The sequence below is a fragment of the Flavobacterium bomense genome, from assembly GCF_003970355.1.
The window spans coordinates 1-1,145 of the sequence record NZ_RYDJ01000204.1 but is presented as its reverse complement, the minus strand read 5'-3'; the positions used below and the strand labels follow the sequence as shown (position 1 = coordinate 1,145).

Genomic DNA, 1,145 nt, shown 5'->3' with positions numbered 1-1,145 from the left:
GCCAAACGGATTTAATTGAGACAAAAATGAAAATTAATTACAATCAAATCCAGTTTTCAATTACGCATTTTGAACCAATGCTCAACGGGAGTTTAGACCATATGCAGCTTCATAAAATCAAGCCAATATGCTGGTCTCCAATGGGAAGTGTTTTTAAAAAAACTGATGAAAAATCCATTCGAATTAAGGAATTGGCATCACAACTTTCGCTAAAATACAATGTAGAAACTGAGGTTTTGCTTATTGCCTGGATTTTAAAACATCCTTCGGGAATTTTACCGGTTTTTGGCACAACCAATAAGAGTAGAATTGCCAATTTAATGAAGGCTACAACCATCGAAATAGAACTCGAAGATTGGTTTGCATTGTGGACGGCAAGTACTGGAAATCCAGTTCCATAAAAGGTAAAAATAACAAAAATGAAATCAAAAAATAATGATTCCGGAAAACTATAAATCATGAGTAAAACAGCCCTAGTTACAGGAGCGACCAGCGGAATTGGAAGAGCAACAGCACGAATATTAGCCAAAAACAATTATAAAATAATTCTCTGCGGAAGACGGGAAGATCGATTGAAGGAACTCGATAAAGAACTTTCTGAATTTACAGAAATCCACACTTTGTGCTTTGATGTTCGGGATAAAATAGCGGTTTTTGAAAGCATCAATTCGTTGTCTTCTGCCTTTTCTAAAATTGATGTTTTGATTAATAATGCTGGAAATGCGCATGGTTTAAGTCCAATACAAGATGGCAATTTAGACGATTGGGACGCTATGATTGACATCAATGTGAAGGGACTTTTGTATGTTTCGAAAGCCATAATTCCGCAAATGATCGAACAAAAATCAGGTCATATTATCAACATTGGTTCCATTGCAGGAAAGGAAGTGTATCCCAACGGAAATGTGTATTGCGCATCGAAATATGCTGTTGACGCCTTGAATAAAAGTATGCGAATGGACTTAAATCCTTATGGAATTCGGGTGGGAGCCATTCATCCCGGGATGGTCGAAACCGAGTTTAGCGAAGTGCGTTTCAAAGGCGACAAGGACAAAGCCAACAATACTTACAAAGGTCTAAAACCCTTGATAGCAGAGGATATTGCAGATATTATTCATTTTGTAGTTTCTAGACCATATCATGTT

The 1,145-nt window shown here is 36.9% G+C and carries 2 protein-coding genes; both read left to right on the top strand.

Going from position 1 to position 1,145, the window contains the following annotated elements; translation table 11 throughout:
* Positions 1-401 (top strand): aldo/keto reductase (locus tag EKL98_RS16760; RefSeq protein WP_233589484.1); only part of this gene is annotated, 401 nt, incomplete at its 5' end.
* 57 nt (positions 402-458) lie between these two features.
* Positions 459-1,145 (top strand): SDR family NAD(P)-dependent oxidoreductase (locus EKL98_RS16755; RefSeq protein WP_126563218.1); only part of this gene is annotated, 687 nt, incomplete at its 3' end.